The organism is Litoribrevibacter euphylliae, assembly GCF_042646085.1.
Classification (GTDB): Bacteria; Pseudomonadota; Gammaproteobacteria; order Pseudomonadales; family Litoribrevibacteraceae; genus Litoribrevibacter; species Litoribrevibacter euphylliae.
The window spans coordinates 181763-194327 of sequence record NZ_JBHRSZ010000002.1 but is presented as its reverse complement, the minus strand read 5'-3'; the positions used below and the strand labels follow the sequence as shown (position 1 = coordinate 194327).

10 protein-coding genes and 4 tRNA genes are annotated in these 12565 nt (G+C 44.1%); 12 read left to right on the top strand and 2 right to left on the bottom strand.

What is annotated here, in order from left to right; genetic code table 11:
• Positions 1-12: 12 nt before the first annotated feature.
• Positions 13-324 carry a heat shock protein HspQ gene (gene hspQ / locus ACFOEK_RS02625; protein WP_386715750.1) on the bottom strand — a complete coding sequence of 104 codons (312 nt, stop codon included), beginning with the start codon at positions 322-324 and terminating at the stop codon, positions 13-15.
• A gap of 82 nt (positions 325-406) precedes the next feature.
• Between hspQ and ACFOEK_RS02620 the strand changes: the two genes are divergently transcribed.
• From ACFOEK_RS02620 to ACFOEK_RS02585, 8 genes are all read left to right on the top strand, one after another.
• Positions 407-2545, top strand: a complete 2139-nt coding sequence (locus ACFOEK_RS02620; RefSeq protein ID WP_386715747.1) for an exonuclease domain-containing protein — start codon at positions 407-409, stop codon at positions 2543-2545.
• Between the two features lie 193 nt (positions 2546-2738).
• Positions 2739-2814, top strand: a tRNA-Val gene (locus ACFOEK_RS02615).
• A 35-nt stretch (positions 2815-2849) separates the two neighbouring features.
• Positions 2850-2926 (top strand) — tRNA-Asp (locus ACFOEK_RS02610).
• Positions 2927-2933: 7 nt separating this feature from the next.
• Positions 2934-3009: transfer RNA gene (locus ACFOEK_RS02605), tRNA-Val, on the top strand.
• Positions 3010-3064: 55 nt separating this feature from the next.
• Positions 3065-3141: transfer RNA gene (locus tag ACFOEK_RS02600), tRNA-Asp, on the top strand.
• A gap of 667 nt (positions 3142-3808) precedes the next feature.
• Positions 3809-5839 (top strand): oxidoreductase, encoded by a 2031-nt coding sequence (locus ACFOEK_RS02595; protein ID WP_386715744.1) that lies wholly within the window; start codon positions 3809-3811, stop codon positions 5837-5839.
• A 201-nt stretch (positions 5840-6040) separates the two neighbouring features.
• Entirely contained in the window at positions 6041-7078 is a 1038-nt protein-coding gene (locus ACFOEK_RS02590; RefSeq protein WP_386715741.1) for a hypothetical protein, read from the top strand.
• A 155-nt stretch (positions 7079-7233) separates the two neighbouring features.
• Positions 7234-8256, top strand: coding sequence for a 1-aminocyclopropane-1-carboxylate deaminase/D-cysteine desulfhydrase (locus ACFOEK_RS02585; RefSeq protein WP_386715739.1), 1023 nt, complete (start codon positions 7234-7236; stop codon positions 8254-8256).
• On the opposite strand, the gene ACFOEK_RS02580 is transcribed toward ACFOEK_RS02585, so the two are convergent.
• Complete coding sequence (locus tag ACFOEK_RS02580; protein ID WP_386715736.1) at positions 8190-9194, bottom strand: DUF1853 family protein; 1005 nt, start codon at positions 9192-9194, stop codon at positions 8190-8192. The two genes, ACFOEK_RS02585 and ACFOEK_RS02580, sit on opposite strands and share 67 nt — an antisense overlap.
• Before the next feature lie 134 nt (positions 9195-9328).
• Between ACFOEK_RS02580 and ACFOEK_RS02575 the strand changes: the two genes are divergently transcribed.
• From ACFOEK_RS02575 to ACFOEK_RS02560, 4 genes are all read left to right on the top strand, one after another.
• Positions 9329-10213, top strand: a complete 885-nt coding sequence (locus ACFOEK_RS02575) for an NAD(+) kinase (RefSeq protein ID WP_386715733.1) — start codon at positions 9329-9331, stop codon at positions 10211-10213.
• Between the two features lie 2 nt (positions 10214-10215).
• A complete protein-coding gene (locus ACFOEK_RS02570; protein ID WP_386715730.1) occupies positions 10216-11250 on the top strand; it encodes a metallophosphoesterase in 1035 nt (344 codons plus the stop codon).
• A gap of 65 nt (positions 11251-11315) precedes the next feature.
• Positions 11316-12167, top strand: a complete 852-nt coding sequence (locus tag ACFOEK_RS02565; protein ID WP_386715727.1) for a rhomboid family intramembrane serine protease — start codon at positions 11316-11318, stop codon at positions 12165-12167.
• Between the two features lie 96 nt (positions 12168-12263).
• A complete protein-coding gene (locus ACFOEK_RS02560) occupies positions 12264-12539 on the top strand; it encodes a YeaC family protein (protein WP_386715724.1) in 276 nt (91 codons plus the stop codon).
• The last annotated feature ends 26 nt before the right edge of the window (positions 12540-12565 follow it).

Below are 12565 nucleotides of genomic sequence, written 5' to 3'. Positions count from 1 at the left end.
GGCTTACTGCTCCTAGTTCATTCTTTTTATGGGGAGGTAACGCTCCCCATCGTGTTCTCTAAATAATTCTTTTGTAAGTGGATGATCTACCGGCGAGAGATCTTTGCTTTCTTCTAAATTCTGTTCAGCAACGTACGTGGTGTGTTCTGCGCCATCGACTAAGACGTGATACCAAGGTTTGTCTTTCCGTGGTCGCGATTTTGCCATCATCTCATACCATTCCTCTGAATGAGAGAAACGGGAATCCACACCATAAATCACGCCTCGATAATTAAATCGTTTATGATGAATGATCTGGCCAATGTAAAACTGAGCTTCAGTCATGCTTTGTTTTTCATTTCTAAGTCGGTTAAATATACGCCGAATTTGGCATCCATATCAGTATAGAGCAAGACCTGAGTATTCAATGAAACAAGAACTTCCTGAAAAATACTATCTAGACCATTTCAATGAATTCCTTGATTACATTCAATCCGTGTCAGGCCACTTGCTGGATGCTGTGCATCGGATGTTTCTTGAAACCTATAAGGCAATGGATGAGTCTAGCCAGTGTTTATTAGTACGCTTGCTGAATCGTAATGTTGCTGTGATTCATCAAAAAACGCTCAAATACGATGAGATTCCCAATCTTCCAGAGGTGCTACAACGTCTTGAAGCCAAAGGTCTGATTCGGGTTGTTTCAGAAAGAGATTGGCCTGCTTGCCTAACGTACTTTACGAAAGATCAGCTCAGCAATTTTCTGAAGGCTCAGCAGGTTTCTTTTAAGTCGTCTGATAAAAAACAAGCGCTGGTGGATGTGCTTGTTTCCAATATTACATTTGAACAAGCAGAGTCGTGTGGCTTATTCGATGGCTTTTGGGTGAAAGCGTGCGAACCTGAGTTCAGCTATTTGTTATTTTTGTTTTTCGGGAATGTGGATAGCCGATTAAACCAGTTTTCCTTGCGTGATTTAGGTGTTAGGAAAACTCAGGGGCAACAAGTTCAGGCTCAAGCTCGGTTTCAGTCTATAGACGATGCATTAACCAGCTTTATCTACGCACAGAAATTGCAGCTATTAAAAAAGCCGCGTGACTTGGATTGGATTGCCTTAGCGGAAGAAATTTCTCAACTGCCGGAGCCTAACGGCGAGCAGGCAACACTTTTACATGGGCGTTACACCTTGAAGCTGGCTCGACAGTTAGAGCGACTGGATGAGACCTTAGCGCTCAACCTTTACCAAGCATGCTCTTTGCCTGAATCTGAAGAACGTAGTTTGCGACTGCTTTATAAGTTTGGTGAAACAGAACAGGTTCAAGCCCGTTTAGAAGCCCTGATCGAAAACCCTGGCTCTGAACATCTGTTGTTGTTTGCGGAAGACTTTTTGGCTAGGAAGTTTAATCAAAAACGTACCAGTAAACTGACCGACGTGTTACGAGCGGCCAAGGTGATTTCAATTGATGAAATGTTTCGCCATAACGTGGAGCAGGGCGTTTGTAATTACTATCGAGCGAATGGAGTAAACGCTTACGAAACAGAAAATGAGCTTTGGCGTGCGTTGTTTGGTTTGACCTATTGGCCTGAACTCTTTGAAAGTGACAACAGCCTGTGTAATGAATTTGATGTCATGCCGGGGTGTCTAAAAGATGGCGGCTTTTATTCTTTGCATCAACTGGTGATAGAACAGCGCAGTTCAATCATTTGTGATCGTGATGCCTATGTTCAGTTCTTAACGAAACAAGCAGCGAGTCATTTTGGAAAACCCAATGGACTGTTTCGCTGGAAGAGCAATCTGTTATCAAATCTATTTAGCATTATTAAGGACATTGATCTGGACGCGTTGGATCGTTTCTTAATAATGATGGCTAAGAGCTTTTATGAATTAAGTGATGGTTTTCCTGATCTCACCATCGTAGAAGAGGGCAGGGTTCGCTTTGAGGAGGTCAAAGCGCCAGGGGATTCACTGAGAGCGAATCAGCTGGTCACATTGAACAAGTTAAAAGAAGCTGGCTTTCATTCTTCTGTGTGTCGAGTGGAGTGGATCACAGATCCTAATCAAGCCTATTGTGTGGTGGATATTGAAACGACCGGTGGTACAAAGGAAACTCATCGCATTACTGAAATCGGGGCAGTAAAGGTGGTCTCAGGTGAAATTGTGGATCGTTGGCAAAGTTTAATTAATCCTGAACGTCATATTCCTGCCTTTATTACCAATCTAACCGGGATCTCCGATGAGATGGTTCAAAACGCACCGGTGTTTTCTGAAATAGCAGATACTTTTAAGGCATTTTTATCTGGCAGTATCTTCGTTGCTCACAATGTCAATTTTGATTATGGCTTTATAAAAGCTGAATTTGCTCGCCTAGAAGAATCTTTTGCTATGCCAAAGTTGTGTACAGTAAAAGAAATGCGACGTTTTTATCCCGGATACGAGTCTTATGGTTTGGCGAATTTAAGTAAAGAATTTGAAATTGAGCTAAATAATCACCACAGGGCGATGAGTGATGCCGAAGCAACCGCTCAATTATTGCGTTTAGTAAATCAGAAACGACTAAAAAAACAGCAGTAAGTGTGTGATAAATGAGCGATTTTGCCCGTTTTGGTTGCTAAGTAATCAGTATGAGTATCATCTGTCTTAAGAATGTAATTTTTTTGAAAAAAGCTGTTGACCGGCAAAGATCGCTCTGTATAATGCTCACCACTTCTTGAGGGAACGGCGATTTATCACAATAAGTTGCTGATCTTAAAAGAAGATTTAAGCCGGGTGGTTAGCTCAGTTGGGAGAGCATCGCCCTTACAAGGCGAGGGTCACAGGTTCGAGCCCTGTACCACCCACCAAATTTTATTTGGTACGGCTTAGATTATTTGGTTACGGAGCAGTAGTTCAGTTGGTTAGAATACCGGCCTGTCACGCCGGGGGTCGCGGGTTCGAGTCCCGTCTGTTCCGCCATCTTACTGGGTGGTTAGCTCAGTTGGGAGAGCATCGCCCTTACAAGGCGAGGGTCACAGGTTCGAGCCCTGTACCACCCACCAAATCTTTATTTGGTTACTAAGTAAAGATGGTTAGAACACCAAATAGTCACAATGCGGAGCAGTAGTTCAGTTGGTTAGAATACCGGCCTGTCACGCCGGGGGTCGCGGGTTCGAGTCCCGTCTGTTCCGCCATTTTCTATCCCCCCCCCCTTTCTTAGTTATTTTCTTAATTTTCAAATTCTTCTTTTGTTGTAATAATTTCGAAATATTTTCGTAATAATCTCTTTGTTGTTTGGTTTTGGCATGCAACTTGTATTTACTGTCTTGTATTCAAAGCATGTCGTGTCCAAAGCTCTAATGTAAGGAGAATAAAATGGAAATGAATGACGATCTTCTAGATATCTACTTTGATGAATATGACGATGATTACTTAGATGACGATGGCGTCGAGATGTAATCTAGGTTATTCGATCTTTTGATGTAATTTGTTGCTTTATAAGCTTTTATCTTTTGTATGCCGCTCCAGCATCCTTTGCTGGGGATGCGGCTAGATAAAACCCCGGTTTGTTTTTCTCGTCTCTGTATTTTCTTCTGTAATTTCTCTGCCTTTCGACGTATTTAACGTTGTTTCTACTATTTCTGCTGTGTTTTCCTTCCTGACTTGTATTAAGTGTTGTGCTCTCGTGTTGATTCAATCTGTTCAAAATTGTTCTTGGTTATATGTTTGTTGCATTATTTTGGTGCGTTTCTTGTGAGGAATCTGCATTGAAGCTCTGGTCAACAGGGTCTAAATTCATACATACAAAAATGAATAATAATTCTTAGATTGAGCCCGTTGATTAGTTTGGAGAATCCCCTAATGACTCAAAATTCAAAATATCCACATATGCTAGAGCCGTTGGATCTTGGCTTCACCACACTAAAAAACCGGGTGTTGATGGGGTCGATGCATACGGGCTTAGAAGAGGCAAAAAACGGCTTTGAGCGAATGGCAGAGTTCTATGCTGAGCGGGCTCGTGGTGGCGTAGGTTTGATTGTTACCGGAGGAATTGGCCCGAACGCTGAAGGGGCGGTCTATCAAGGCGGCGCTAAGATGGATACGCAAGAAGAAGCGGACAATCACAAGATCGTGACCGAGCGAGTACATCAAGAGGGTGGGAAGATTTGCATGCAGATTCTTCATGCTGGCCGTTATGCGTATAACCCAAAACTGATTGCACCTTCTGCGATCCAGGCGCCTATTAATCCATTCAAACCTCATGAACTAACCGATGATGAAGTGGAGCAGCAGATCGAAGCCTTTGTTCATTGTGCCTCGCTGGCTCAATCCGCAGGCTATGATGGCGTTGAGATCATGGGGTCTGAAGGGTATTTCATAAATCAGTTTATAGTGGAGCACACGAATCAGCGTAAGGATCGTTGGGGTGGAAGCTTTGATAATCGAATTCGACTTCCTATCGAAATTGTCAAACGGGTACGAGAGAAGGTTGGTAATGACTTTATTATTATTTATCGCCTGTCAATGTTGGATTTAATTGAAAAGGGCAGTGATTGGAAGGAAGTCGTTGCATTGGCCAAGGAAATTGAGAAGGCCGGAGCAAGCATCATTAACACAGGGATTGGCTGGCATGAGGCGCGTATTCCTACCATTGTGACTAAAGTGCCCAGAGCGGCATTTACCCGCGTGACGCAGCACTTAAAAGGCGAAGTGACGATTCCTTTGGTGACGACAAACCGTATTAATGACCCTGGAGTGGCTGAGCAAGTATTGGCCGAAGGGCATGCTGATTTGGTATCCATGGCGCGGCCGTTCTTAGCGGATGCGGAGTTTGTGAAAAAAGCAGCCGAAGGTAAGCCGGAAGAAATTAATACCTGTATTGGCTGTAATCAGGCCTGCTTGGATCACACCTTTAGCATGAAATTGACGTCTTGTTTGGTGAATCCGCGAGCGTGTCATGAAACAGAGTTGGTTTATGAGCCAACAAGTACTCCGAAAAAGATTGCGGTTGTAGGGTCTGGCCCTGCTGGATTGTCATTCTCGACCGTGGCTGCATCGCGGGGGCATCAAGTGGATTTATTTGATGATCAGAATGAAGTGGGTGGTCAGTTTAATGTGGCTAAGCGAATTCCAGGAAAAGAAGAGTTTTATGAAACCTTGAGATACTTCAAGGTGATGATCGAAAAGCATGGCGTTCATCTGCATCTTGGGAAACGTGTCTCTGCGGATGACCTTATTGCGGGAGGCTATGATCAGATTGTCTTGGCAACCGGGATTTCACCAAGAGTACCTGCCATTGAAGGGATTGATCATCCAAAAGTGGTTGGGTATCTGGATACGATTCTTGGGCGCAAAGCTATTGGCCAGAAGGTTGCCATCATTGGTGCGGGTGGCATTGGTTTTGATACTGCAGAATTCCTTACACATGGCGACGAAAAACCGAGTCTTGATATTGACCTCTTTATGAAAGAGTGGGGAGTTGACCTTACGGTTGGGCATCGAGGTGGTGTGGTTCCGGCTGAGGTTTCTCCGTCTGAGCGCGAGGTTTATCTTATTCAAAGGAAGTCCAGTAAGGTTGGTCAGAACCTTGGGAAAACCTCAGGTTGGGTGCATAGAACCGGTTTGAAAAAGAAAGGTGTGCACATGATCAATGGCGCGGACTACCGGAAGATTGATGATCAGGGGTTGCACTTGCTTGTGAATGGTGAAGAGCGAGTGCTTGATGTCGATAATATTGTTCTGTGTGCGGGGCAGGAGCCGCTTAGAGAGCTTCAGGAATCGCTCGAAACGGCTGGAAAAATTGTTCATCTGATTGGTGGTGCGGATGTCGCTGCTGAACTGGATGCAAAGCGGGCAATCAATCAAGGGTCACGATTGGCCGCTGAGATATAATGCTAATCTATTGAAAGTTATAAAATTATTTTTCTTTGGGGAAGACGTTCTGCAATTATTACAACGGTTACAAAGCATGCGCTTTTGTAACCGTTGGTGTATAAGCGTGAGCTTAGTTTTCCCTGCTAACTAAGTCACAGTTCGTTTTCTATAAAGCACTAAACTTAGCCTCAATAGCTTAATGATTATTGAGGTCATCCCATGAATTCCGCTAACGATACAACACCAACTGTTGAAGCTGTCCTTTTATTTAAAGGCGCGGAAGTTGTAGAGCAGATGCTTTACTCAGAGTTTGAAGGCGTTTTGGACCACGTTTCGTGTCTGCCGGATTATGCGGATGAGCGTGTAAAAGGCTGCTATGTGAATGTTCAGCCTGATTTAACTATTTCAGGAATTATTTTCTTTTGCATAGATTTTGATGAGCACGGTTACGCAGACCGCTCTTGGAGTCTGCCATTGCGTCGTTTGATGGGAATTGCTGGTCAGGGGCCGGATCTTGGCGCAGGCCCAATTCAGCTGGTGTGCCGTACTCGTTGTCCGCAGCCTGAAATGCGCGAGGAAATGTGGGATCCTTCGATTCAGCCAGGAATGAATCATTTCCAAATTTTGAAGCATGCAATTGAACAGAACGATCTGAATATCAATCAGCAATTGGCCGCTGGTCAGCATACCTCAATGGGTTGCATTGATGTGGCAGTAAGTCATGCTCAGTCTCAGAATCAGCCTCCTCTGGTGGAAAGTGAAGAGTCCAAGAATCGTCGTGATAAATTGGCTGAAATTATTAAGAGCCAGCGTTTCCGTATCGAAGCATTGACCAATGAATGTAAAGACAAGGTTGATTCTTTGGAGCGTGCCCGTCGTCACGACCAGATACAGTATAACGAGCATAAGCGTATGTTCTCGCAAAAATTTGAGCAGCTGAAAGTTCGTTATTTGAAGCGTGAACAGCAGTTAAACAATGCCGTCGCATTAATAGCTCGTTTGTTGGACATTGACGACGCAGAGGTTGTTAAGGAACATCTGGAGGATCTACGTGCTGTGGGAAACATAGCTGACCTTTCCACTGGGGAAGGGAATGCAGAGCAAATGGAATTAATTCAAACCAAGGCCGAAAACTATTTGCTGACACAGCAGTTGGTTCAACTAAAGCGTGTTTGCAATACGATGAACAAGAAAATGCGTGAGTTGGAAGAAAATGATGTGCCAACCGTGATCGCGATTGAATCAAAACGCGCTTAACTGTCGCCTCGATTTTCTGTTATAAAGCCTCTGGCTCACCAGACCTTTGTCGGTCTGTGTACAGTCAGGGGCTTTTTTATGCCTGAATTGATTCATCTGAACTAATGCCCCTGAACTAATGAAAATACTGCTCTCTCGCTTTCTTGAGAACTTTGATGATTCCGACTTATCCGTTAGATATAGATTCACTTATCCAGCAACTGCCTGTTGAGCAGGTATTTCCGAGTTGGCTTGATGGTTCCTCTGTCGAACTGTTTCTATTGCGGTTGGATTTGACGGATGTCGATGTCTCGGGAAACAAGTGGTTTAAGTTGGCCAAGAATTTATCTGAAGCTAAAACGCAAGAGTATCAGCAATTACTGACGTTCGGCGGCGCGTTTTCCAATCATATCTATTCATTCTCAAAGGCCTGTGCTCAGGCTGGTTTGAGCTCTGTTGCTGTTATCCGTGGTGACGAATTGACGCCCGAATCTAATCCCATGCTTGCTGAAGTAGCAAGGTCAGGAACTCAATTGCTTTTCGTTGATAGGAAGGATTACCGTCGAAAATATGACGAAGACCGCTTGGCCTTTTATCGTGATCAGGTGGGGGAGTTTTTCCTGATTCCAGAAGGTGGCAGTAATAACGAGGGTGTTCTTGGTGCTGAAAGCATCGGTGAGTTAGTGGTGAATCAAACAATAAGTTTTGATCATGTGTTGGTGGCGTGTGGCACCGGGGCTACCATGGCGGGTATTGTACGTGGTATGTCAGGTGGGGCTGATCAGCCTCAAGTGCATGGTTTATCCATGTTTGGTCAAACATCGGTCGAGCCTGAAAGAGGGTGGTTGACCAAAGAAGTTGCTCGTTTCATCGCAGATCCAAAGCGCACTAACTACCAATTACACTACGATGCCCGTCAGCCTGGTTATGGTCAGTTAAATGCGGAATTAATTGAGTTTGCGAATCAATTTCTGAAAGAAACAGGTATTTTGCTGGATCCGGTTTATACCTTGAAACTGATGGCATTTGCTAAAGAGAGAGTGGCTCAGGGTTTCTTTGATCATTCAGGGAAAGTATCTCGTATTTTATGCATTCATACTGGTGGTCTTCATGGTTGGTTGGGGTACGTGGATCAGGTGTTAGGTGCTGATATGCCGGCCCAATTGTCCGGGACGATAAAGCAACGATTGTTCTCTTGAAAAAGGGCATGATTGGTTTTTGAGAGTTCGTTCGTGCTGAGTATGGATATCAATATTGGGCGATTCCACTGTTCAATTAAGCTGTCTAGCTGTTCCTTTAAGGAATCTCTGTCCAAAAGTTGGTTATGTTCTTTGCTATGAAACGGGCTTAGCCAAAATGGCTTCTTGAGAATAATGAACTTGTCATCGTTTGATAGAAAAGCGTCTATCTCGTGCCTTGCAAACCATAAAGGTCGTTGAGTCGTGTTCTCGTTCTCAACGTTGTATGGGAGTGACACAGGCTCACTTGGATGAGTGAATAAATAGCCCTGCATTAATACTTCACGGTGCGTCGGTTGAGGAAGGTTTAGCTGTTTCGATAGCTCAGTAAATGACTCTGATAAACACATTTGGCTCTGATGATTGATCAAGTGCTGTGTCTTTAAGTCGAGGCGATCTTTAATCATGGGGCCAAGCCAATGTTTAAAAGGGTGGCTTGCATCCAGCCATGGCTTGCTGCCTAGATAGAACTTAACCGCAGTTTCTAAGTGGATTACCTTGTTTGTTTTCTCATCTCTATATAAAAAATCAATTTCACCCAGTGTGCGACCATTTTTCTGAAGTTGTAGATGCTCTGCCAAACGTATGACGCCAGGAAAGGTTGAAAGCAAGTAGCTGATCAGTGCTTCGTAATAAAAGCCGACGCGAGTGGATTGTCTGCTCTCAATATGATGTATCAGTGGGCTCGGAGAATGATTTAACTTGGCGAGTTGTTCTAACCAGTCGGCTGTAGGTGTCGTGGTCGAAGTTTGTGGTGTAAAGCTGGGGGCGGATAGCTCTGAAGGTGTTAGTTCGGATGAAAGCGACTGTTCTTTGAGTAAGGGGGCGCTGTAGATGATCCAAGCAAGGTCTGCCACATATTGATGCGAAAAATTAAATGCATTGAGCGATTGTGGCATAGTGAATTCCTGGGATTGTTATCGAGTCGTAACCTTGTTGGACTACTATTTAAGTTGTTGTCCTAGGCCGAAAAGAGTAGCATGCCTGGGTACAGAAAATTACCGTTCAATTTGAAGAAGTTAGCTTAACAATCATGGATCAGTTTAGAAATATTGGCATTATTGGCCGTATTGGTAGCGCAAAAGTTGTTGAAACTATTCGTCGTTTGATGAAGTTTCTTGATGACAATGGCATGAATGTGATTTTAGAAGATCGCATTGCAGAGGTTATTCCGGGCCATAACCGTCAAGTAGGACGGTCGCAGCTTTTGGGTGAAATGTGTGATCTTGTGATTGTGGTTGGTGGTGATGGTAGCCTGTTAGGCGCTGCTCGTAAGCTGGCTAAATATGGTGTTCCTGTGTTGGGAATCAACCGCGGTAAGCTTGGATTCCTGACGGATATTTCACCGGACGGTGATTTAGAAGAAAAAGTTCAAGAAGTTTTGGATGGTCGTTTTATTACCGAAACGCGATTCCTGTTGGATGCACAGGTCCGTCGTGGCGGTCAGCCGGTCGCGACATTATCAAGCTTAAACGATGTGGTGCTTCACCCTGGTAAAGCGACCACTATGATTGAGTTTGATCTCTTCATCGAAGGGCAGTTTGTTTACTGTCAGAAATCGGACGGTTTGATTGTGTCGACGCCTACCGGTTCTACAGCCTATTCTTTATCTGGCGGTGGCCCGATTATGCATCCTAAGCTGGATGCGGTTGTGTTAGTGCCTATGTTTCCGCATACCTTGAGTAGTCGCCCAATTGTGGTTGATGGTAATTCAGAGATTAAGTTAATCGTTTCTGAAAACAATAAAACCTATCCGCACATCAGTTGTGATGGTCAAGAGTCATTTACTTTGGCACCAGGTGATGTGATTTATATTCACAAAAAACCTCATAAGTTGAAGTTGATCCATCCTCTGGATCACAACTTCTATCAAACGTGTCGTGACAAGCTTGGTTGGCAGGATCAAAGAGGCGTGTAGCTATGAGTTCAGGTAACCCGACGGCTATCGCTGACAATGTTCAAGGCTATGATGTCATTGGTGATATTCATGGTTGTTCAGTCGCACTTGAACGTCTTTTAGAAAAGCTGGGCTATCAAAAAGAAAACGGGGTTTATGGCCATCCGGATCGTATCGCGGTTTTTGTAGGCGATATTGTCGATCGAGGCCCACATATTCGTGAAGCCGCTTGGCTAGTGCACGATATGGTTAAGGCTGGAAAAGCACTGATTACCATGGGTAATCATGAATACAATGCCATTGCCTATATGACGCCTTCGCCAGAGGGCAGTGCTCATGAATATCTGCGAGAGCATAATCAACGCCACACTCGCATTATGCGCGAGACACTGGATCAGTTTTCGGATTACCAGGACGAATGGCAATATCTGGTTGAGTGGTTCCTGACGATTCCTTTGTTTCTTGAACTACCTGGTTTTCGAGTTGTTCATGCCTGCTGGGATGAAGCGTTAATTGATGAATTTAAAGCGCGTCGAAATACCAACACCATTGATCTGGATTTCTTGGTTCGCTCCTCTGATCTTGATTCCTTTGAATTTGATGTGATGGATCGTTTGTTGCGAGGAACGAACCTTAAGCTTCCTGGCGGCATGAGCATTGAAGGGAAGGATGGTTTTGTTCGTCAATTCTTCAGAACCAAGTTTTGGTCTGAAGCGCCAGAAGTGTATCAAGACATCGTTTTTCAGCCGGATCCGTTACCGCCAGAGATTGCTGCCAGAGATTTAACCGACAGCGACCGTTCAAAACTGTTGAGTTATAGCCAAGACAAACCGCCGTTATTCTTTGGACATTACTGGAGAATGGGAAAGCCAGAGTGCATCAAACCGAATCTGGCCTGTCTTGATTATTCTGCGGTTAAGTATGGTAAGTTGGTGGCTTATCGATTCGACGGCGAAACGACTTTATCGAATGATAAGTTCGTCTACATTGAAGTTACGCCTGAAGAGTTTCCTAAGCCAGAAAGTTCGGGTCTGGAAGATCTCAGCAAAGTTCAATAATGTGGTATTCAATAGTACTGTATTAAGTGGTGCTATTTTTCATTCCGTAAAACTAGGAGTGCTGATTGTATAAGCTAGGTGAGACACAGTCTTCAGAGCTGGTTGCTCAAATCAGTGCTCGGCTATGGAAAGCCAAAATTCCTCATCAAGTGGTTTCAACGGCCAAAGATGAATCTCCTTCGTCAGAAATTTGGCTGGTGCGTGAAGCAGACCTTCCTTTGGCGATGGAAATTCTTAATTCGCCGGACTCAGAAAAAACATCACAACAAACGGCGAAAACACCTCTCATTGAGTCCTTATCTTACGCGCACGTTACTTGGTTCTTTATCTTTGTTTGTCTTGGTATTGCGCTTCTAACTGGTGCGGGCGGGAATGTGGAAACTGTGTCTTGGTTTTCTATTGTTCCTATGGAAATTCGTGGTAATTCTTTGTCTCCCGGAACACTGGAGGGTGTCATTGCTCAGGGTGAGTTTTGGCGTTTATTTACCCCGGCTCTGATTCACTTCGGCGGTTTCCATTTGGTGTTTAATTTGCTTTGGGTATGGGAGTTTGGTCGTCGGATCGAGCAATTGGATGGCAAACTTCGCTTATTGGTAATCGTTCTTGCGTCAGGTGTTATCTCTAACCTGGCTCAGTATTACAGTGATTCGGTTTTTTTTGGTGGTATGTCAGGTGTTATATATGCCTTTCTTGGTTATATGGTGGTATTGGATAAACTGTCGAAGGTTCCAAAATACAATCTGCCTACGGGTATTGTTGTGTTTATGCTGGCTTGGTTGGCGTTAGGCTTTACGCAATTCACAGAAGCGCTTGGGTTAGGTCGAATTGCTAATGCTGCGCATGCGGTTGGATTGCTTTCAGGCATAGGCATTGCTTTATTAGTGAGACTGCTTTTTTCATCGCGATCAGTAAAATAAATGCCTTTTTACTTATCGCTCTCTTTGGGTTTGGAATGGCAAAATCCTGTCAGGGCTAATACAATAGCCTATCTTTTGATTGCTGGAGTTTGGCTGATGACCTTAGACGATCTGATTCGCTCAATTAACCCTGAAATTTACGGGAATTTAAAAACGGCTGTAGAGTTGGGGCGTTGGCCAAATGGTGTACGACTGACGAAAGAGCAAGTGAATCTTTGCTTAGAAGCAATTCTTCATTATGAAGCGAATAATGTGCCTGAATCAGAGCGAGTTGGTTTTATTGATCGTGAATCAATGCCTGAGCATAAGCGTAAGAAGGCAGAACAAGAAGAGCAGTTAAAGCGTCAGATTGCTGTCCAGAATCTCCAATAATCCACTTATCTTTGGATGTCTTCCCT